Source organism: Paenibacillus sp. FSL R7-0048, assembly GCF_038004505.1.
GTDB lineage: Bacteria > Bacillota > Bacilli > Paenibacillales > Paenibacillaceae > Paenibacillus_AQ > Paenibacillus_AQ odorifer.
This window is the reverse complement of sequence record NZ_JBBORF010000001.1, coordinates 1,256,799-1,274,181: the sequence shown is the minus strand read 5'-3', so window position 1 is coordinate 1,274,181 and position 17,383 is coordinate 1,256,799. Positions and strand designations below refer to the sequence as shown.

The window sequence follows — 17,383 nt, the reverse complement described above, 5'->3', positions numbered from 1 at the left end:
GAATAGTAACCGCCTATCTTTCTAAAAAATCAGTCAGCGGATAGACTCAGCAACTTTGATCAAATCATTCTTGTCCAAGCTAGCAGATGTTACACCGTATAACACTCCATTGGCTTCCCAGTCCAACCCTTTTCCATTAACCAATACAGCATCAACTCCGTTAATCTTCATTTTTTCGATGGTGCCATCCGTCGACATCTCATAAGCCGTTTCGGAATCCGCGTGCCGCTGCTGCATCGAGATGATCTCATCGGTAGCTTCATTAACAAAATATAAATTAATATATTTGCTGTTGATCACATCACCATTGCTATCCTTATAAAACTCTGCACGATCAAAGGTATAACCCTCTGGTAAATACGCCGGTAAGCCCACATCAAAAATCGTATATTCGTTTAGCTTGCTAGAATCCCTCTCAATCAGCAATTCCTCTTTCTCTTGATCCCTCTCAGATTGCGTAACCAGTCTGCCGTCTTCAACTCCGACGATTTTTTCCCCATCAGCATTGTAGATATCACCTGCCTCTTGAGCAGCGTCGAGGGTCACAAGCGCATTTCCTTTGCTATCAAAAATCTTCCCCTTTAAGTCATCCGGAATCACGTTGGAATCCGCAGAAAATTCTACTTCATGGGCTACAATATGGCCTAAGTTTATCGTTTGCAATACTTTCATTAACAGCTCCTGCGCAAATGACGGCTGCACAAAAGTTACACTTAATACGCTAACCACTAGCAAAGTTGCCAGCATAACAGCAGGACGTCTTAATCTATGTTTTGTATGCAATCCTTTCTCCTCCTTTTGGCCGGCATACTTTCTCCGTGCCTTATTCAGAATGGCTGTTTTGTCAGAGCCCTCGCTGAGATCTTTATGGGCCAGAACCCTGCCTAGCTCCAGCAGCTCCTTGTACTCCCCAGCACCCTTTAAATCATTTGCCGCTCCATATATACTTTCATCTAAATCTGCTGAGAACTTCTGCTGTATGTCTTTACTGTTCATAGCTGCTCCACGCTCCCTATTTCAGTCTTCAGCTTTTTCATAGTCCGGTAGAGTATCACACCGATATTGCTCTCCGAAATTCCCGTAACCTGGGCAATCTCTCTATTTCTCAGATTAGCACCAAATTTTAGAGCCACAATATTCCGCTCCTTTGAGCTCAATGTATTTAAGGCTTCGTTAAGCCTTCCACTACGTTCTCCCTGGAGGATCAAGCTTTCCGGATCTTTCCTGCTAGAAACCAGTTCCTTGACGGCATCCAGCGAAAAGAAACTTTTCCTTTTAAAACTCCGGTAATGATCATTGACCACATTTCTGGCAATGGCGAATAGCCATACCTCTAAAGGAGCTTTTTCCTGAGAATAGGTCGATAGTTTCGCCAACGTTTTCTCAAAAACGAGGCTTGTCAGATCCTCAGCCGTATAAAGAGAACTAACCCGGTAAGCGATGTAGTTGAATATTCTTTTATAGTAGGTTTCAAAAACCGTTGTGAACAAAACATCTATGTCAGTATTTTCCTGTATATTCTCTTTTACAAAAGGATGAAGCAATGCGCGCTCATGCATCAATCGAACTCTCCTTTCCCACCACATTTTCACTTAGCTAAGTAAATTCATCAGTTAATACGATACATTTCCAATTTCATTACAAGACATAAAAAAAGAAGAGTTCCAGCGCTAATTTCAGTCTTTCTAACCAAGCTACAGTAACCCGGCAACTTGACAAGCTTATTATAGCTTCTATATATTTTAGTAACTAAAGTAAATTGGAGCGAGGCAATGTTATGAGCACAAAGGAAGAGAAACAAAATGCTATCCATAAGGTCATGGAATCTATGGCAAATGTGCAGCAGAAATCCCAGTTTTTCATTGATATGATCACTAAAAAGGAAACCCTGACTCACAATCAGATCATGCTGCTGTTTCAACTCCGGCTTACCGGAAGCTTGAACATTACTGACATCTCTGAACGCTTCGTGGTTACACCCGGAGCCGCTTCTTCCATGTGCGATAAGCTTGAGGAAGCTGGACTTATTGAACGGGTGCGGACTAAAGAAGACCGCAGAGTTGTCAATATTGTCCTTACAGAACAAGGTGATCAGCGTATCCATACAATATTTGAAGCATTTCCTACCCCTGATCTGAATAAAATCTCCGGAACTTTAGAACAAATAAATAAATTGATGGAACAAATGATGCACTAACAGCCTTCATTTTGCTCCTTATCAGCTATACTATTTTCTATAAACACTGTCTGTCAGGAAACTGACGGCAGTGTTTATTTAGCTTTAACTCCCAAATTATTATATTGACTATATATTATAATGAATATATATTTTAATCATTAAAATATATTTCGAAGGACGGTACTGTAAATGTCCAATAATAACAATACTTATGAACGTACTGACATGATCGATCCACCCTTGAAGGTAAGAGGTTCGCAGTTTGTTCGAGAGAATATTAATGCGGTCACGGTTGATGTGTTTGGCCACTTAAGTACCAAAGGGAGCGTCTCGACTTCTAAACTCAAAGTATCTGGTGACTGTACAATTGGGGGGAATTGTAAGGCCAATCAGGTAAACAATCTAGGGAGTCTGCGCGTTCAAAATATCCAAGCAGATAATCTCCGCTCTTCTGGATACATGTCCGTAGCAGAAAATGCTGCAGCTGGGACTTTTTATGCTGAAGGTGCCGTGAAGATAAAGAGACTAACTGCAGATTCATCGATTGAGATCCGTTTAGGCAATAGAAGCACTGTCGAGGTTATGAGAGCTGGCGGTAACATTATCGTTAAACCCTCTTCCAAGTTGATTAATGCGCTGATGCACCCTTTTCGAAAACTTACCTGCACAACAATTGAAGGAACTAACATAACGTTATACCGGACGACAGCTGACCTTGTGTGCGGTGAAGAAATCATCGTCGGACCGGGTTGTACCATTGGGGAAATCCGCTATAGCAAAAGTCTGACGGTGGATCTTAAGTCGCAAGTTGACCGAACTGTATTTTTAAACCCATAAAGGAGAGTTTACATGGAAAAAAGCACTCATTTGTCAGGAGCCACTGTGCTCAAAAACATCGCCAAAGGAGCCATCATCTTATTCTGTGTACCAATCCTTAGTGTCTGGGCCGTGGGGAGTGTTGTCTGTGCAATCATTGCACCTATCGGTGGTGTACTAGGTATTGTTGGCATCCAAGGAATAGGACTAAATGCCTTTCCAGATTATGATTTACCGAACATTCTCAGCCTTCCAATCGGTCTCTGCCTCTCCTTACTTTTGTTCATTTCTTTCTATTACACTCGTCGTTTATTGCGTGGATGCCTGCATTTTATTAAAAACTAGCGAACTGTAACAAGCTTGTATTCTCTTTGTTAATAGAAAGTGACCTACAACGCGCTGTTTTATTCTATACTTAAGGGGACTGGACTTTATCCTGGAGGTAATTATGAATAAAATCATCGCTATCGGAGCTATCACGCTCTTTTTGGCCGGATGCGGAGCATCGGCAACCATAGATATGGATACAACAATGGCTATTAACCAAACACAAGCTACTTCAGCACCACTGAAACTAATCGTCGACGGCGAAGCCGTTCTTCCTACTCTCTCCCCTTTTTTCCTAGACGATAAGGTCTATGTACCTGCAAAAGTATTAATGGAATACTACACCTCAGAACAAAAATGGGATAATAACTTAAAGACCTTAACCATCTCTGATGGAAGCAGTAGTTATGTTCTGAAACCGGACAATGAGTATATGCAAGCTGACGGATATCAAACCTCGCTTGAAGGACCAGCTATTCTACGAAACGGTATTTTATATATTCCAGCCGATTCCTTAAACTCTCTGTCTGGTGCCACTGCGCAGCTGAATGCAGCTGAAACTGAAGTATTAATAACATCAGGGGATGTTAGTACTACCGTCAGAACACCCAGCGAACCTCTTGCTATTGCTACAGAAAATGACCAAGTGAAGCTGTATGCTGCCCTTAAAGATGGCGGTACCTATGAGGGATTTGTTGTAGAGGTGAACGGTAACAAGCATACATTTGATTGGGAAGCACCCAGATTGCTGAGTTACCCTCCTGAGATTCATTATGCCGACGTCGATCAGGATGGGCAGGAAGAAATCGTTGTCATTCTGTGGCTTGGAACAGGTACGGGCATGTCCATGCAAGAGCTTCACGTGATTAAGCCTAACCAGTGGGAAGAAGTCACTGTCCCTTCTGCAGATAAAGCTGCCTCCGCATTGGTTACGTCAAAAATTTCTAATGAAAAAGGGGACGCCCTGATTCAAATTCAAGTTAAAGGCTCAACTCCATCCATGGTGACTTTGCGATATCCAGATCGTGCTGAGGATGGCAATCTAGGCGAAGAAGCCGGCATTGGTGCTGTTACTCACTACATAGTGGAAGAGGGCAAGCTAAAGGCGGAAACAAATGTTTATATTGGATTTCTGGAGAGTATTGGCACACTAACTTTTGCCTACAAACCGGGAAATGATGGAATGGAACCCGACTCTATTCGCTTTGAGGTTCATGAGGAATTAGCTTCTTACGTGGAGGGTGAACAGTTATGATTGATGCCCATATACATTTAGAGCAATATGAACCTGAAGTTGCCGAACAGATACTGAGTGAACTGCCTGAAATGGGAGTTAAAGCCCTTATCGCTGTCTCTATGAACTTGGACTCTTGTATACGCACCCAAAGACTTGCAGCCATAAATCCCGGCGTGGTCCGTCCAGCTTATGGCTTTCATCCAGAGCAACCCTTGCCGCAGGATGCTGAGCTGGCTGCTCTACTGAAATGGATTGAGAGTCAATCTAGTGAGGATTATATTGCTGTGGGGGAAATCGGGCTACCTTACTATTCGCGTGCTGAAGCCTTAGAACGGGGCGAAACCTTTGATATGGAGCCCTATATTGAGCTGCTGGATCAGTTGCTTGGGTTAGCTTCCCATCTCAATAAACCTGTGGTGCTGCATGCTGTCTATGAAGATGCGCTTATTGCTTGTGATCTCCTGGAGAAACATAACATACAGCATGCCCACTTCCACTGGTTCAAAGGTCCGGAAGAAGCCATTGCCCGCATGATGAAGAACGGCTACTATATCTCCTTCACACCGGATATCCTGTATGAGCCGGAGATACAGGCGCTTGCCCGCCGTTATCCACCAGAACTAATCATGGCTGAAACCGATGGTCCTTGGCCGTTCGAAGGACCTTTTGCAGGGAAAATCACCCATCCGTCTATGATTCGGGAAGTCGCCGCTGCTTGGGGAGCGCTCCATGGTTACACTCCCGGTGAAGCGGAAGAGTTATTGACTGCGAATACTAAGCGATTTTATAGCTTGTAGATGCTCTATAGCTTGTTGATAGGTCTATAGCTTATAGATAGATCTATAGCTCGTAGATAGATCTATTCTAGGAGTAGAGAAAAGTCAGGGCCTTAGCTATCCTAGCCTAACGCCAGACCAACATTATGAATAAACACAGCTTGGCTTGTGAATCCGTATTTTTCATAGTGGAAGTACTGGTCACAAGCCGACCTTACTTAATCCAGATCCCCTTACCCATTTTCGTTTGATTCGGTAATATTTTCGCGTACATATTTTTGCGTATGTATTTACGTGTACGTAGTTACGCGTATGTAGTTACGTGTACTTATACATGCACGTATTTACACAAGCGTATTTACACGTACTTATACCTGTACGCATTTACACAAACGTATTTACACGTACTTATACCTGTACGCATATACACAAACGTATTTACACGTACTTATACCTGTACGTATTTACACAAACGTATTTACACGTACTTATACCTGTACGCATTTATGCGTGCTTATTTACCTGTACATAGTTACGTGTACGTAGTTTACGCGAACTTATTTATCTGTACGTATTTACGTGTACGTAGTTTACGTGCTTATTTACCTGTACGTAGTTACACGTACCCATTTACGTGTATCTATTTATCTGTACGCAATTACACGTGCATATTTACGCGTGTGAAGCCGCTATCGGACACCGCTGACCTTATATGCAGCAATTCCCCACTTTTGGGATGAGAACGGACCCCAGAGTCGCTATTGGTATAAAAAATACCCAATAAGGTGCTCTTTTTAAGGAATAACGACGTTGGAGTCCGAAACCATGCTCCAAAGGCTAATAATCTGTGAATAATGTCAACTGAGTCCGTAAGTCTCAGGTTGATGATGCTCGGGCCGCTTGTTGGCAGCCCCCAATAATCATAACTGCTCCACACCCACTAACGTTCCGCCTGTGAACTCCATTTTATAAATATCCGGCTTTGTGGTTTGAAGTAAAAAATTCAGATCATATTTGGCATCAAAATAGTTCATCATAAGCGTCATGACTGCCCCGTGAGTTCCAATAGCAACCTTTTGACCGCTGTGATTACTCAGAATTTCTGCCAGTACACTAACTGAACGCTTCTGACACGCATGAATGGATTCCCCACCAACTGGGACAAAATCCGGATCTTCAAACATTTTTGCCAGTAATGGATACAGTTCCTGATCAGTCATAATCGTACTTCCGTCCGAGAAATGGATCTCCCGCAGGTCTTCAACACTTTGAATCTCTGCTCCTAACTCCTGCGCCAATCCAGAAATCGTATGTATAGCCCGAAGGTATGGACTTGAATAGAAGACTTGAATTCCTTCCAGACGTAATTTTTCCGTTATCTTGCGGGCATCTGCCTCCCCTTTCGCGGTTAGTCCGCGAGTCCTTTCAGTTCCTCCGGGCAGTTTGGGCGACTCACCGTGCCTCACCATATAAATAAAAGTAGCCATCCTTTCCCTCCTTTACCTCTACAAATTCTAATGTTCTAACCAATCTCCTCTACACACTAAAAAAGCCCTTATGGACGAGAAACTGTCCTATCGGGCTAGGTAATATTGTAACTTATAACGTTTCGTGCAGCAGTTGCTTTAGATCACAAAGTAATAACTTATTGAGAGGTCACTTATTAAGGAGATACTTATTGAGAAATCGCTCACTGAGAAGTCACATATTAAGGCGACTATGACTAAGGAGACTCTTAATTGCACTATATACAACTATTAAGCGGTAAAAGAGGCCTCCTGAGCAAATAAGTGTACTCTGTGCAGCTAAAAATCATCTTTCCTAGACTAAAAGGGAGAAAATCAAATAATAACTGCACAAAGTACAACTAAATCCCAGTTCGATCGCTGAAAGGGAATTTAACTGCACATTCTGCAACTAAATGCTAGAAAGTCACGCTAGTTTCTCTCTCCCACTCAAACTTTCTAGTCCCGCAAGCGATCGGCTAGGAAGTCACGCTAGCTAGACTAGCATGCTACCTCCTAGCCCCCCTCCATCACCTCAACTGTCCTAGATTGCTCCGCAGAGCTATCGCTCTTCTCTTTCTGCGTAGGCCACAGCACGCGCCCGAATGCGATGCCCAGCACACCAATCAGAGCGATTACGATGCCAAAATTCAAAAAGATACGGCTAGGCCCAGCAACCTGCACCATCACTCCGCCAAGGAGTGGCGCGCCGATCATAACACCGCTAAGAATGGTACTCTGAATACCGAACACACGCCCTGTCATGTGCGGGGGTGTTTCTTTTTGCAGACAATAATTGAAGGTGATCATAAACATTCCATTCCCGAGACCCAATAAAAATCCTAGCAGCAATACAGTAAGGATGGAGACTCCCGGCTGAAGCAGGCCCAGCCCTCCGACCGATATACCAATAAGCGCGTAACCCGTACCCAGCTTCCAGCCGTAGCCTGTTCCCCTGTTCAATTTGTTCAGGACCATGATCATGAATACAGCCCCCACGCCTGTTGCCGCAACAAGCCAGCCCAGCATAGATTCCTCAGAAGGTGCAATAATTCTGAATAGACTAGTGAACTGGAAATCGATCATCTGAATGGCCAACGCACCAACTAAACCAAACAGCATGCTGTTTAGAAGCAGTCTGCTGCGCAGCATAAAGCTCCAGCCTTCCTTCCACATCGTGCGGAGAGCAACACGCTCCTCTTGATCACCTTTACCTTCTGAGCTGACTTGTCCTGCCTCACTGTTTTTAACGGTAAGTAAGAGCAAATAAGAGCAGCCTCTGAGACAAGCATTGATCAATATACACCACTGAGGCGTAAGAACAGACAACGCGAAACCGCCCAGTAAAGGTCCTGCGATTTTTGAGCCTTGATTTACAAGCCCATTAAGCGAGGTAGCTTGGAGCAGTTGGTCTTCTCTAACCATACTACGGGTCATCGACTGCTGAGCAGGCACGTTTAACGTAGAAATGGCAGCACGCAACATCAGTAATGGGAGCAACCACACCATACTAGGTGCAAATAATACGAATACGGTTAACAGTGCCGTAAGCAGATCACACATCCGCATCAGCTTCAGCTTGTTCAGTCGGTCAGCCACTACCCCTGCGAACGAACCCAGCAAAATCCCCGGCAAAGCTATGGAGACCGGAATCAAAGCCAGCATTAGCGGGCTGGCCTGCCAGCGGTACCCTACGAGTACCTGAATCGCCAAGGCATCGAACCAATCCCCAAAGGTCGCTGTCGCAAATGCGCTGTACACACGCATATACACCTTGTTCTTAAGCAGGCTCGTGCCTGCTTGTGTTGAAGCATTCATTAAACATTCCTCCAAATTACAATTAAGAACTTATTAGCATGACCTTAATGTAATGGAGAATTGTCAGAGAATTATCAGGGGGCGGTCAGGGGGCGGTCACAAGGTTCGTAAGCACGGTATCCAAGGATTGTTCTAACCGATGGAACCCCCGCTCTTCCTTCTCTCGTTCAAATAAATTCACATATTTGCGATACAAAGCTGGCTTGGGTGGAAATTGGTTACAATAGTGAACAATTCGGTATAATGCATATATCCGCATCGGCACGAACCCTGACATCTCAAGCACCTGAAGTGCCTCATCCAACAGTTGCTCGGCTTCACGCCAAGACTGGCGCCGCAGAAACCACAAGCCCCTTGCAACTTTATAACTGCCGATCTCACGCAAATAAGGTTTCTCCAGCAAAAGCGCTTCAATGTCTGTTGCCATCCGTTCTATTACGTGATCTTCTGTTCCCATCCACAAGTGTGCAAGCATTTCTGAGGTCGCCGTAATAGGAATGAAACTCTCATACCCCGGCTCTTTAATCACTTCATATGTTAGCTTTAGTCGTTCCAATGCTTTTTCCGGTTGCCCAGCCAGTATGTACAAATCCAGAATATTAAGGATCTCCACTTCTCGATGCTGAGGCGGCAAAAGAATCTTTTTCTCAAGGACTAACTCGCAGAACTCTAGTTTTTTCTTAGGATCACCCAATAGAACATAACAGATTAATAAGGAATAAAACCGTTCCTCTATCCCCACCTCGGTTGTGTTCAGCAGCCAATCCAAATCTCCCTGTACAAAATGAATATAGATCGAATAAAACGGATCCATCGCATACCCCAAAACATCCTGTTGGCGTGCGAGGATTAACATCGAGCGACCTTGGCCATATAGGTGATATTTCTTGAATACTTCCCGCATCGTCTTTTGCATCTCTAAGTCATATGTAGTCGGATTGGCCATAGCAGCTGAGGGCTCCTGCATAGTCAGACTATAACCAAATCCCCGAACAGTCTTAATATCTAAGTCTTGAAGCTTGCCTAGCTTTTTACGAAGCCGATAAATATGATCATCTACCGTTCGCTCTACCGGATATTCAAGCGGCCATACTTTATCTAACAGTTGTTCTCGACTGAATGTACGCCCTCTATTTTTGTACAAGAACTGAAAAAGCGTAAATTCTTTTGGGAATAATTCTATCGTTATCCCTTCTGCGGTCACTTTATATTCACTTTCATTTAATTCCAGCTGCATGATAGAACCTCACTTTCCCCGAACCCGCTCATTGGTTTCATTATAACAGTCCGTCCAAGGCCTACTCCACCTCAAAAAAGAACATACAAAAAGAGCAACCCACAGATTCCTCTGCATGATTGCTCTCTCCTCTTCTAACCCATGCCACTTACCCAGCCATATTGTTAAAAGAATCCTGTTCACTAAATACGGATATGTGATCTACTGTACCGGTCGAGCTTGGAATAATAAATTTCAGCTGGTATTGGTCATTGGCTTGATAGGTGTAAATCTTATCCTCTCCGTTCACTTTGGTATCGTCAGGCTTACCGAGTGTTGCCTCAATTTGCTTCAGCGTCAGCTTTTGCAGCGCGGAATCACTTGAACGAACATCGAAGATTAAACTTCCTTTATTAAATCCAAACACGACATGTCTGTCAGTGTAGGTAGCATAAATACCTTTTCCCGCTGACTCTTGTTGATCAGGTTTGCCCCAATCCGCTTCGACCTCATCAATGAGTCCGGTATGAGCGGCATATTTTACACCAGGCACCTTCCCTTTTTTGGCAAGCTCGAATAACTCTTTAAGCTGTTTGTCGCTATTTTGTGAATTTGAGCTGGTTGAATCTTTATCAGTCTCCGTAGGGGAGGAAGTCGCTGCTGGTGCAGTTTCTGGTGCAGTTTCTGGTGCAGTTGCTGCTGGGGTGCTTGCTGGACTAACTTCCGGCTCAGAGGTTGCTGTTACAGCCGTTTCTGTTGGCGCCGTTGCCTGGGATTCTGAATTCCCCGCCTCATTATTCGAACTGCATCCAGCAAGCCCAATCATTCCTGTGAGCAGGATAGAGCCTGCTATTAATTTTATCTGTACTGACATGATGTCATCTCCTTAGTGGATTACCTTAAAGTCGACTTGCAAAAAATGAAACTGAACATACAGACGAGGTGAAAATCAAATAGTTGCAGGATAGCGGCAATTTTTCTGGCCAACCCTCTTTTACCCATATCTACAAATATAAATTCATACACACTCTATTTTTCTACATAAAACCCTTTTTTCCGACACCTAACTCAAGTAAGTTTCTCTTTTAAAATCTCCACATAACTCCATTTAACTATAAACTCGTGAACTCATAAGCTCATAAACTCATGAACCATATGACCTTAGACGTCATTCCCTGCCTCGAAGGTTTCATTGCAGAACGTACAATAGAAAGGAGATCATCCTGCTTAAAAAGCAATCCATTGCATTCTGTGCAATAGATTCCAACAGTAAACCCATATCCGGCGTTCCTGCGTCCTTCTGAGTACACGAACTGTAATGCGACATTTGTTGAAGAATTTTCCATTCAAACGCAACCTTAATCCTCCAAGCCGCATCTTATTAGTAAAGGGAGGGGAGCTGCATCTGAATATTATAGAGAGAATTGTGGCAAAAGATGAGTCAGCTCTCCGCCTGTTAATGGACGAATATGGAGATATGCTGCTGCGAACCGCTTCTTTACTGCTTAAAGATAGACAAAGTGCCGAAGAAGCGGTACAAGATACTTTTATTCAAGCTTATACCAAAATGAGTCAGTTACAGGAGCCGGACCGGCTGAAGGCATGGCTGATACGGATAGTGGTCAATCGCTGTCGCATGAGGCAACGGACTTGGAGCTGGCGTAATATTTTCCCGGCGGGAGGGTCAGAGCTGCAAACCAACGGGGATGCTGACTTCACAGCCGGAGCAGAAGAGCTTTTTATGGTGGAATGGCATAATGTCAGGCTCACCGAGTCCCTGAAAAATCTCGATTATCTATACCGGGAATGTCTAACTTTATATTACTTTCATGAGATGAGCATCCGGGAAATTTCCGAGCAATTAAATACATCTGAAAATACGATCAAATCCAGACTCGCCAGAGGCCGGACGCTCTTAAAAAAGATTTTGGTGAAGGAGGGACATTTCTTATGAATACAGAACGCGATGTGGTCAAAAAGCAGCTTGATGAAGAATTAAAAAACCTCCAGTTCACTGGACACGACCGGGTCATTAAGCAGACTCACCCTCCAACCTTTGGAGCCCGTTTATTGGCGCTGTGGAATAAGGAAATTGAGATCCCTGTCAAACCTATAGGTGCGATCGGTGCCATTATTCTAATCGTTTCGCTGACCCTGCATCAGCCAGAGATTAAACAACAGCCACAACAAAACACCCCGCAGCGTGCGAACCGAGAACTAATCGAAGCTGGAGGAAATACGTATTGGAAGGATATCTACGAGCAGGCGGTGAAAAAACATGAGAATTAAGATAAAAATCAAACATCTGGTGTTATTCGTGTTGCTCCCTGCCTCCCTGCTTATTCTTCTGTTTAACTTCTTACCTTCACAGGCGCAGATAGATCAGAGCACAGCTATTCAATCTAACATAGCTAGGACTGATCTTCTGCAAAAGCTGGCTTCCACAACCGGGAGTAAACGTATGGAGCTAATCCGCACAAACATCCTTGATAAGGATCACAGCTATGATCCCTACAGATATGACGTTAATGTCAGTCCTTCGATGAGCCAGTGGAGTAATGATGAAACCCAGCGTTCCGGTTTATTACCGGAGGACATAGTACCTTTACTTGAGGAATATATCCTTGAGGGGCCTTCGGATAATACACGTATATTTGCGGCTAAGCAGTTAGCTTATGAATATGATGCTCTTGGCCGAAAGGAAGATGGAGATCAAGCGCTAATCACCGCAGCGAAACCGTTAAACAGCAGCTCCTCTGTAGCTAAACAGCTGGAGCTCCTTCGAGCGGAGCGAGCCCTAAATAGTGGCGATATAACAACCGCTGAAACAATTCTTGAACAAACCCCCTTTCCATCCGAGTCTCAGGAAGAGCTAAACGCACAAAAAGCATGGCTTACCGGGCGTTTACTCTTTACAAAAGGCGAAGCGCAGGAAGCACTTACCGTAGTAAACGATGGCTTGGAGAGCTACAAAAAATTCTGGCAGGATATTCATAAACAAATGAACGCTGCCACCAGCAGTTCGAACGAAGGCTCCAGAGACAATACAGGATCAGCAGCAGCACCAGAAGCTGGGACTTCGGATACTGAAAGACAGCTGGAATCGCTTCGAACCGCAATTCAGTCTGCTATAGATATGGGAAATACTTCAACTGCTGTCGTCTCCGGTACCCTTACAAGAAGCGATGGCACCCCAGTTCCGCGGGCTGGTATTTTTCTCCGCGCTGAAAGCGAAGTTAACCATAGCATCACTTCTGCTGAACCCTACCGAATCGTCACAGATACTGAAGGACGTTTCGAATTTCACGGTGTGATTCCGGGCTTTTATCAGTTACAGCTTGGACTTGGCTATGATCAGATCGACGGCTGGACTTGGCCTGTACAATATGACGATTGGATTGAAGTTAAACCAGATGACGGGTTGAATGAGAGCATAGTTCTACAACCTCTGCTTGAGCTACAGTCTCCCATTAATCAGGAAACCCTAACAGGCAAGACCATAGATTTCCGCTGGAAATCTGTTGAAGGAGCAGCTTACTATCGTTTAAGCGGTGGCGGGGAGGGGGCCGTGTTGGGCGTACAAATTCGGGATCGTATTGTAGATAACCATATCTCCATTCCTGTAGAAGAACTTTACGATGGCGGCGGTTTTTCCTATGGCAGCAGTGGAGATGGCTGGGAATCTATTGATCCCCTCTCCCTTCTCGGATTTATGAATCCCGAAGTGCGCTTTTCTTGGAATATTGAAGCCTTAGATGCAGATGGACACTTGATTACCCGCAGTAATGGCTACAGATTGAACGAAGACACCGTCGGCAATCTGCCGTTCTTTTATCTCAAGGAAAGAGAGCTTACTACGGCTGACCAACTCTTACTGGATAAGAAAACGGATCAGGCACTAGAAATGTACCAAAAAAATATTGCCGATGACCCACAGGATGTTCATGCCCTGCACATGCTAGTAAAGTTGATGCTGGCAAAATCATCTCTCACAAAGGATACAACATTAGAAGATAAGGCGATTCCTTTACTCGAAAAGCTAATACAACTACAGCCTTCTACTAATTACGCCTTCACATTATCGCAGTACTATTTTGACCATGCGGACTGGAAGTCGTATAACGAATATTATTCCTACTACAACGAACTAAACCGACCCAATACTAACGGTTATGTACTTTCTATTAACGCCACAGCCCTCATGCAACAAGGGAAGCTGGAAGAAGCTCGTAAACAATTCGCGATCGCCCTAAAGTATGATGATAGCCATCGTTTTATTGGCAGCTTTTTGGCGGCAGAATTATACGCTGGTGAATCACTCTCTTCGGTAATGACACTTGCTGAGCGTTATCCTGAACACAGCTTTGGTCATAGTGGATACCGTTGGCCACAAATGATTAAACAACTGTTAGCGGAACGAAAAAATCAACCTAAAGTCTTTGACCAAGAGTTAAAAGAGAAGCTTGGATGGTATGTGAATGGTCAAACTGATGAGTTAAAGCAATGGATCGCAAATGCCAAACCCTCCGCTTTGAAGACCTTTATGCAGGCAGTTTTAGAGGTAAGCTAATTCATTAAAATAAACAAAAATCCGGTCCCGCTCGACAAATTCGAGCATGGACCGGATTTTTAATTACACATAATCTTTTATTTAGATTTAGCTTCCATCATGTAATTCTGGAAATCCGTGATACTTGGGTTAGACATATAGTGGCCACCCTCTACTTCAATCGTTTGGCCTGTGATGAATTTGGATTCATCCGATGCCAGGAACAAAACCGTATTGCCGATATCATCAGCTTCACCGTGATAAGGAAGCGCGTTGAATTTTTGGAAAATATCCAATACCGCTGGCGGCATATTTCTTGCAGCGGCAGGTGTTAGGATCAGCCCTGGTGCCACCCCGTTACAACGGATTTTGTCTTTACCATATTGTGTAGCGATGTAACGAGTAAGGTTCACAACAGCTGCCTTAGAGGAGCCATAAGCAGTACGCAATGAATCCCCTGCGAATGCTGACATCGAAGCTGTGTTAATGATCGAGCCTCCGCCCGCTTTAATCATATGAGGAATAGCAAACCGGCTGCCTAACAGAACACTTTTGGTATTTACGTTCATCAGGCGATCCCACTCTTCCAAATCTATATTGACCACATCAAGGTCTTTTTGCAGATTAGTTAGACCTACATTATTAAACAATATTGTGATGGTGCCATACTGAGCAACTGTGAAGTCAACAGCTTCCTTGATCGAATCCGCTTGGGAGGCATCTAAGAAAAGACCTTCAGCTTCTCCGCCTTCATTTTTAATCTTAGATGCTGCTTCTTTGGCTGCTTCCACATTAAAATCGGCAATAACAACCTTTGCTCCTTCTCTAGCTAATAGAGTGGCAGCTGATAAGCCAATACCTGAAGCGCCTCCAGTTACTAATGCAACTTTACCTTGAACTCTTCCCATGTTCATACCCCTTTATAATGTTATTGTGCTTCTAAGATGACTTGGTTTATGTTTCAGAGCTATCAAAGCTCGTTAACAACTTCTCATAGATTTTCAAGAATTGCTGCAGTTCCTCCTCATTGAGCTTTTGGAACATTTCAGCTCTTAGCTCCTGTCCCTTAAGCTGTGCTTCCTTCAGAACGTCCTTTCCTTTGTCCGTGATAGATAGAAGTACATTCCGTCGATCATCTTCGTTATATTTTCGCTCGGCCATCCCCTGCTTAATTAGGCGATTAGCAATGTTAGTCATTGCTCCCGGCGTATATCCTAGTCTCTTAGCCAAAATAGTCTGCTTCAAGGGGCCTTTTTTATTCAATTCGCCCAAGACTAGAACTGGAGATATCCCAATATTGTGATCAAATGCGTTCATCCATCGGACAATAACTTCATTCGTAAATAATTCAACTGCATGTATTAGCTTAAAAATATCTGGATTTTCCAAGAGGTTCTCCTTTGGCATTCATGATGATCGGCTGCTTATAAAAGTATTTTAACACTAAAATATTTAATAGTAAAATACCTAATATAAAAAAAAGAATGCTTGGTGAAAAGCATTCTTCAAATTGCGGATTTCTCAACAACATAAGTGCCAGCCAGCAAATCGTGAATCGCACGTTTACGGCGATGTAATCCAACCAACAAGTAATCCACCAGCATGATTGGACCCAGGATTTGAGTGAGGTCAAAAGCCAAATCCGACCATAAGGATAATTTGGCGGAAATAACGGTAAAGTCATAGCTGCTGACCGCAATTACCATTGAAAGAATCATACTAATCATTCGAAAAACATTTCGAATCAGAGCTTCCTTCACTGTAGGGTAATTCCCTTGCTCATTGACAATTTTTATTTTTAAAATCAGCTTCCCTGGAGTTCCGCCAAATCTAACGATCATAAAGATATCAAATGCGATAAACAAAATGTACTCCAGGATAATAGGTATCTCCGAGTGTAATGAAACAGCTAATGAATTGAGTATCAAGTATACGATAACCCCAGGTATTCCAATGACCAAGAAATCAAGAATGGAAGCCAGCACTCTTTTCCAAAACCCTATAAAATTCTCCTGATCCAAATGCTCGGGTAGAATGTTATCCATGCAAGCACTCCTCTCTCTATCATTTACTTTGTCGCTCAATCCCTATTTAACAATCCCTTCCTCAGATGCTCTTGGATAATGGACTCCAGCTCTTTGTTATTTTTCACAATTACCCGTTTATCAGACAGAGTATCCGTTAACTCTATAATCCTATGTGCGGCCTCCTGATCATATCCACGGTTCCATTCAAAAATCATCACATACAGATTCTTAAATGACTGCTTGTAATTCGCTTGCTCTAAACCCAGTCTTGTTTTTATAAACCTTGTAAACACTCTCAAATCCCTGATCACTTTATTAGGATTCAAAATAACGATTAAGTCAGCAGCTTTAAAACTCTCTTGTCCCCATTTGTAATGTGCGCCTTCCAGAATCCATGAGGGTTTATCAAGGATTTCCTCCAATTGGGCATCTCTTGCTTCAACTGAAAAGCGCAAATTCTCGGCACTTCTGTCCCATACCAAGTTGTCAGTCTCGTAATACTCTACACCGTATTTTTTAGATACTCCCGGGCGATATAGGATTTGCCGCTGCCGCAAGCTCCAATGATTCTAATCTTCATAAGCTCAGCCTAGCCCTATCGGCAGGATTATTAGTCCTATAGAAATTACGGTGATTATTCTTGTGGTGAGGAGCGTTAGCTTTTGATTCTTCTCTGATTTATACCAGCCTTTAAACTGAAAATGATTCCGGTACAGCATAAAAAATAACAATAAATTCCCGAGTCCCATACTCCAGTTATACACGGGCTGACCAAATATCAATTGATAGATCAATCTTTCTGCCCAACCCAAAACTAATAAAGTCAGCACAAGCAATATACATAATCGAAGTAATTCCAATATAAAAGAGCCCAATTTCAGCAATTCTGCAACCATCCTCTCAAGGTTTCTTTATCGCTAAAAAAATCCACAT

The 17,383-nt window shown here is 43.4% G+C and carries 19 protein-coding genes; 8 read left to right on the top strand and 11 right to left on the bottom strand.

The genetic code is table 11. From position 1 onward, the window contains the following. Nucleotides 1–33: 33 nt before the first annotated feature. Nucleotides 34–996, bottom strand: coding sequence for a DUF4367 domain-containing protein (locus NSQ91_RS05460; protein WP_076305351.1), 963 nt, complete (start codon nt 994–996; stop codon nt 34–36). Then, nucleotides 993–1,559, bottom strand: coding sequence for a sigma-70 family RNA polymerase sigma factor (locus NSQ91_RS05455; RefSeq protein ID WP_076305350.1), 567 nt, complete (start codon nt 1,557–1,559; stop codon nt 993–995). Before NSQ91_RS05455 ends, NSQ91_RS05460 begins: the two co-directional genes overlap by 4 nt. Before the next feature lie 218 nt (nt 1,560–1,777). Between NSQ91_RS05455 and NSQ91_RS05450 the strand changes: the two genes are divergently transcribed. The 5 genes from NSQ91_RS05450 to NSQ91_RS05430 all read left to right on the top strand — a co-directional run bounded on the left by NSQ91_RS05450 (nt 1,778) and on the right by NSQ91_RS05430 (nt 5,356). Next, complete coding sequence (locus NSQ91_RS05450) at nt 1,778–2,197, top strand: MarR family winged helix-turn-helix transcriptional regulator (protein ID WP_076129540.1); 420 nt, start codon at nt 1,778–1,780, stop codon at nt 2,195–2,197. A gap of 171 nt (nt 2,198–2,368) precedes the next feature. Then, nucleotides 2,369–3,016, top strand: coding sequence for a hypothetical protein (locus NSQ91_RS05445; RefSeq protein WP_076305349.1), 648 nt, complete (start codon nt 2,369–2,371; stop codon nt 3,014–3,016). A gap of 12 nt (nt 3,017–3,028) precedes the next feature. Beyond that, on the top strand, nt 3,029–3,340 hold the full coding sequence (locus NSQ91_RS05440) for a hypothetical protein (RefSeq protein ID WP_076129542.1): 312 nt from the start codon (nt 3,029–3,031) through the stop codon (nt 3,338–3,340). A 103-nt stretch (nt 3,341–3,443) separates the two neighbouring features. Beyond that, nucleotides 3,444–4,577: a copper amine oxidase N-terminal domain-containing protein gene (locus tag NSQ91_RS05435; RefSeq protein WP_076305348.1), complete on the top strand. Its 1,134-nt coding sequence runs from the start codon at nt 3,444–3,446 to the stop codon at nt 4,575–4,577. Beyond that, nucleotides 4,574–5,356 carry a TatD family hydrolase gene (locus NSQ91_RS05430; protein ID WP_076305347.1) on the top strand — a complete coding sequence of 261 codons (783 nt, stop codon included), beginning with the start codon at nt 4,574–4,576 and terminating at the stop codon, nt 5,354–5,356. Before NSQ91_RS05435 ends, NSQ91_RS05430 begins: the two co-directional genes overlap by 4 nt. An 899-nt stretch (nt 5,357–6,255) precedes the next feature. On the opposite strand, the gene NSQ91_RS05425 is transcribed toward NSQ91_RS05430, so the two are convergent. From NSQ91_RS05425 to NSQ91_RS05410, 4 genes are all read right to left on the bottom strand, one after another. After that, nucleotides 6,256–6,822, bottom strand: coding sequence for a histidine phosphatase family protein (locus NSQ91_RS05425; protein ID WP_076305346.1), 567 nt, complete (start codon nt 6,820–6,822; stop codon nt 6,256–6,258). A 534-nt stretch (nt 6,823–7,356) separates the two neighbouring features. Continuing rightward, nucleotides 7,357–8,658 (bottom strand): MFS transporter, encoded by a 1,302-nt coding sequence (locus NSQ91_RS05420; protein ID WP_076305345.1) that lies wholly within the window; start codon nt 8,656–8,658, stop codon nt 7,357–7,359. A gap of 85 nt (nt 8,659–8,743) precedes the next feature. Beyond that, on the bottom strand, nt 8,744–9,895 hold the full coding sequence (locus NSQ91_RS05415) for a winged helix-turn-helix domain-containing protein (protein WP_076220633.1): 1,152 nt from the start codon (nt 9,893–9,895) through the stop codon (nt 8,744–8,746). 148 nt (nt 9,896–10,043) lie between these two features. Then, nucleotides 10,044–10,748 carry a YjgB family protein gene (locus NSQ91_RS05410; RefSeq protein WP_076305344.1) on the bottom strand — a complete coding sequence of 235 codons (705 nt, stop codon included), beginning with the start codon at nt 10,746–10,748 and terminating at the stop codon, nt 10,044–10,046. Between the two features lie 552 nt (nt 10,749–11,300). Here NSQ91_RS05410 and NSQ91_RS05405 point away from each other — a divergent pair. From NSQ91_RS05405 to NSQ91_RS05395, 3 genes are read left to right on the top strand one after another with little or no spacing between them, the layout of a single operon-like run. Then, nucleotides 11,301–11,828: an RNA polymerase sigma factor gene (locus NSQ91_RS05405; RefSeq protein ID WP_254857114.1), complete on the top strand. Its 528-nt coding sequence runs from the start codon at nt 11,301–11,303 to the stop codon at nt 11,826–11,828. Further along, nucleotides 11,825–12,163 (top strand): hypothetical protein, encoded by a 339-nt coding sequence (locus NSQ91_RS05400; protein WP_076129549.1) that lies wholly within the window; start codon nt 11,825–11,827, stop codon nt 12,161–12,163. The genes NSQ91_RS05405 and NSQ91_RS05400 overlap by 4 nt, the downstream gene beginning before the upstream one ends. Beyond that, nucleotides 12,153–14,444: a carboxypeptidase-like regulatory domain-containing protein gene (locus tag NSQ91_RS05395; protein WP_076303370.1), complete on the top strand. Its 2,292-nt coding sequence runs from the start codon at nt 12,153–12,155 to the stop codon at nt 14,442–14,444. The genes NSQ91_RS05400 and NSQ91_RS05395 overlap by 11 nt, the downstream gene beginning before the upstream one ends. Nucleotides 14,445–14,521: 77 nt before the next feature. On the opposite strand, the gene NSQ91_RS05390 is transcribed toward NSQ91_RS05395, so the two are convergent. The 5 genes from NSQ91_RS05390 to NSQ91_RS05370 all read right to left on the bottom strand — a co-directional run bounded on the left by NSQ91_RS05390 (nt 14,522) and on the right by NSQ91_RS05370 (nt 17,334). After that, on the bottom strand, nt 14,522–15,331 hold the full coding sequence (locus NSQ91_RS05390; protein WP_076129551.1) for an SDR family NAD(P)-dependent oxidoreductase: 810 nt from the start codon (nt 15,329–15,331) through the stop codon (nt 14,522–14,524). Nucleotides 15,332–15,377: 46 nt separating this feature from the next. Beyond that, nucleotides 15,378–15,812, bottom strand: coding sequence for a MarR family winged helix-turn-helix transcriptional regulator (locus NSQ91_RS05385; protein WP_036680418.1), 435 nt, complete (start codon nt 15,810–15,812; stop codon nt 15,378–15,380). A gap of 116 nt (nt 15,813–15,928) precedes the next feature. Then, on the bottom strand, nt 15,929–16,468 hold the full coding sequence (locus NSQ91_RS05380; RefSeq protein ID WP_076145486.1) for an RDD family protein: 540 nt from the start codon (nt 16,466–16,468) through the stop codon (nt 15,929–15,931). 35 nt (nt 16,469–16,503) lie between these two features. Further along, nucleotides 16,504–17,007, bottom strand: coding sequence for a hypothetical protein (locus NSQ91_RS05375; protein ID WP_339246703.1), 504 nt, complete (start codon nt 17,005–17,007; stop codon nt 16,504–16,506). 27 nt (nt 17,008–17,034) lie between these two features. Then, on the bottom strand, nt 17,035–17,334 hold the full coding sequence (locus tag NSQ91_RS05370) for a hypothetical protein (protein WP_143763941.1): 300 nt from the start codon (nt 17,332–17,334) through the stop codon (nt 17,035–17,037). Nucleotides 17,335–17,383: the final 49 nt, after the last annotated feature.

What these genes read in the sequence shown, in the direction of transcription:
- NSQ91_RS05460 (WP_076305351.1), bottom strand. Translation starts at nt 996, where the DNA reads ATGAACAGTAAAGACATACAGCAGAAGTTCTCAGCAGATTTAGATGAA.
- NSQ91_RS05455 (WP_076305350.1), bottom strand. Translation starts at nt 1,559, where the DNA reads ATGCATGAGCGCGCATTGCTTCATCCTTTTGTAAAAGAGAATATACAG.
- NSQ91_RS05450 (WP_076129540.1), top strand. Translation starts at nt 1,778, where the DNA reads ATGAGCACAAAGGAAGAGAAACAAAATGCTATCCATAAGGTCATGGAA.
- NSQ91_RS05445 (WP_076305349.1), top strand. Translation starts at nt 2,369, where the DNA reads ATGTCCAATAATAACAATACTTATGAACGTACTGACATGATCGATCCA.
- NSQ91_RS05440 (WP_076129542.1), top strand. Translation starts at nt 3,029, where the DNA reads ATGGAAAAAAGCACTCATTTGTCAGGAGCCACTGTGCTCAAAAACATC.
- NSQ91_RS05435 (WP_076305348.1), top strand. Translation starts at nt 3,444, where the DNA reads ATGAATAAAATCATCGCTATCGGAGCTATCACGCTCTTTTTGGCCGGA.
- NSQ91_RS05430 (WP_076305347.1), top strand. Translation starts at nt 4,574, where the DNA reads ATGATTGATGCCCATATACATTTAGAGCAATATGAACCTGAAGTTGCC.
- NSQ91_RS05425 (WP_076305346.1), bottom strand. Translation starts at nt 6,822, where the DNA reads ATGGCTACTTTTATTTATATGGTGAGGCACGGTGAGTCGCCCAAACTG.
- NSQ91_RS05420 (WP_076305345.1), bottom strand. Translation starts at nt 8,658, where the DNA reads ATGAATGCTTCAACACAAGCAGGCACGAGCCTGCTTAAGAACAAGGTG.
- NSQ91_RS05415 (WP_076220633.1), bottom strand. Translation starts at nt 9,895, where the DNA reads ATGCAGCTGGAATTAAATGAAAGTGAATATAAAGTGACCGCAGAAGGG.
- NSQ91_RS05410 (WP_076305344.1), bottom strand. Translation starts at nt 10,748, where the DNA reads ATGTCAGTACAGATAAAATTAATAGCAGGCTCTATCCTGCTCACAGGA.
- NSQ91_RS05400 (WP_076129549.1), top strand. Translation starts at nt 11,825, where the DNA reads ATGAATACAGAACGCGATGTGGTCAAAAAGCAGCTTGATGAAGAATTA.
- NSQ91_RS05395 (WP_076303370.1), top strand. Translation starts at nt 12,153, where the DNA reads ATGAGAATTAAGATAAAAATCAAACATCTGGTGTTATTCGTGTTGCTC.
- NSQ91_RS05390 (WP_076129551.1), bottom strand. Translation starts at nt 15,331, where the DNA reads ATGGGAAGAGTTCAAGGTAAAGTTGCATTAGTAACTGGAGGCGCTTCA.
- NSQ91_RS05380 (WP_076145486.1), bottom strand. Translation starts at nt 16,468, where the DNA reads ATGGATAACATTCTACCCGAGCATTTGGATCAGGAGAATTTTATAGGG.